This is a genomic window from Natronobacillus azotifigens (assembly GCF_026805325.1).
Classification (GTDB): Bacteria; Bacillota; Bacilli; order Bacillales; family Amphibacillaceae; genus Natronobacillus; species Natronobacillus azotifigens.
The window spans coordinates 1-1,907 of record NZ_JAPRAT010000060.1 but is presented as its reverse complement, the minus strand read 5'-3'; the positions used below and the strand labels follow the sequence as shown (position 1 = coordinate 1,907).

Annotated in this window: 1 protein-coding gene; it reads left to right on the top strand. The window is 39.5% G+C overall.

What is annotated here, in order from left to right; all coding sequences use genetic code 11:
• The first annotated feature begins 120 nt into the window (after positions 1 to 120).
• Positions 121 to 1,530 carry an IS110 family RNA-guided transposase gene (locus OWO01_RS15830; protein ID WP_268781442.1) on the top strand — a complete coding sequence of 470 codons (1,410 nt, stop codon included), beginning with the start codon at positions 121 to 123 and terminating at the stop codon, positions 1,528 to 1,530.
• Positions 1,531 to 1,907: the final 377 nt, after the last annotated feature.

Here is a 1,907-nt window from a genome sequence, read left to right as displayed (position 1 = left end):
GGTGCCTAGTATAGTAAATAGGTTCACTTGAACATGAAAAGACCACCGTTTTCATAGTAAAATAGAAGTACCTATCACAGAACTTCCAATTACAATCCACAACTAAAGGAGATGAAAACGATGGTTTATACATTATTGAACCACATTCAAGGCAAAAATGGAAGTCGATGGGCGGAATTTGTTCGAGAAGTAGGGAGAGAAAATCTATTGTTGGTGGCGGTAGATGCAGCGAAATATACGCATAAAGGCATGATTTGTACATTTTATGGAGATATTTTGGTTAGACCTTTTGAGTTTGACGCATCGATGACTGGTTTTCAAAAGCTAAACGACCTTATTCAAACGGAGATGAATGAACACGACATGAAAGAAGTGGTGTTTGGTATAGAAACAACCGGTCATTACTATGAAGATCTTGTGCATAAAGGGAAAGCGGAAGGATATCATGTTCGTATTCTGAACGCAGCTACGACTGCCCGAGAACGGGAAGCGCTTCTAAATTGGTCCAAAACGGATAATCTCGATCTAATGGCCATTGTCCAATCGATGATCAATGGGCGTGGAACTTCCAGTGAATTAGGTGCAGGGAAGGTTCATGACCTGCAGAAATTAACGCGAGCCCGGAGAGATTTAGTGAAAGAACAAACAGCTGTAAAAAATCTTATTCTTGTTTATGTTGATCATATCTTCCGAGAATTCCAAGGCAAAAGCATGTGGATGAACGGGAAGCGCCAAAAAGTAAAACCTTTTTCCCACCTGTTTGGAAAAGCGCCGCGTTATCTCATGCGCCACTGCTTGCATCCAAGTGATATTCTGAAACTCGGATCGGAGGGACTACGTTCTCTATCTATTCGTGAGAATTTAAAAATGCGTCGTTCATCGATTGAAACGCTTATAGCGTTTGCAGAACACTCGATCTCAAAGCCGAAAGAAGACCTCCATGTGGAACAATATTTACTAAGTCAGAAGTTAGATCAACTAGAGTTGTTGGAGGAGCATATTAAAAAGATAGAAAGAGAAATAGAGGATTTGTTTGTGCAAACAGAGGGTGCTGTCCTCTTGAGCGTTTCAGGAATCGGTGTGGTAACTGGTGCAGAACTATACGCAGAAATGGGTGATATTTCAGACTTCGATCATGCTGGGCAACTGATTAAGATGGCGGGGACCAACCCAATTGTCAAACAATCCGGAGACAGAAGGCCGTCCTATTATGCCGTTTCTAAACAAGGAAGGCGGACATTTCGCAACATTGTTTATCAAGTTGGAAAGTCTTTAGCTACGAATAATCCGGATATGAAACAGAAATATTTCGCCTTAAAAGAACGAGGAAAGCACCCAAGGCAAGCATATATCGCTTTAGGAAATCGCATGATTCGATTAGCATTCTCCATGATTAAACAGCAAACATTGTACCGTACAAATCATAAAAATTATACGTTATTAGATCAGATAAGCAAGAAGCTGCACGTGAAGAACACCAAGCTATTTTACGAACAATTTGTCTCATCAAAAATAAGTGTATCCGCATAATAATAAAGTGTAGTAATGTTATTCGTAGAAAACTGAAAACAGTCTTTTTATTTAGCATGACTCTGATGAAAAAGGAGCTTCTCTAGGACGTTAGATCACATTGTTTATTGGTGCATGAGGCTATAGACCTCGAGTGACAGCATGATGGATCTTGTCCTACAAGTACGAATAATACGTGAAATCTAAGTTTATATTTACTAGGCTGTATCCTCTGTAGGATGAAAAAGCAAGATCCTTTCACGTTCTAGAGAAGCTCTATTATAGAGATTCTGTGATAGATGAACCTTTCAAAAATTGGAAATCAAAGGTTTTACTTAAGGTCGGTCTTTTTTACCGAAAATCAACACTTGACTTATTTGGCATTATACGCTGTCACC

Coding starts and splice junctions, on each gene's coding strand:
- OWO01_RS15830 (WP_268781442.1), top strand. CDS start 121: ATGGTTTATACATTATTGAACCACATTCAAGGCAAAAATGGAAGTCGA.